Annotated in this window: 1 protein-coding gene; it reads left to right on the forward strand. The window is 67.1% G+C overall.

The annotated features are described in order from the left end of the window. On the forward strand, positions 1 to 210 hold a 210-nt coding region (locus AC0L2O_RS37725; protein ID WP_473373308.1), incomplete at both ends, for a hypothetical protein.

A 210-nucleotide genomic window follows, 5' to 3' on the forward strand; every position in this document is an offset into this window, starting at 1 on the left:
GATCTCGCCATCTCGTCGTTCAACCTCAACGGCGCCATCGTCAGCGACGGAGCCGGCAATGCGGCCAACCTGGCCGGCGCGGCCAACTACAATCCCGCCGGCACCCTGCAAGTCAACCAGACGGCGACGACGGTTTCCTCGATCACGGCCTCGGGCACCGGCATCACCAGCGGTGCCGGCGATCTGAACGCGAGCAAGGCGGTCACGCTG

It is taken from the genome of Bradyrhizobium sp. Kon10, assembly GCF_055807395.1.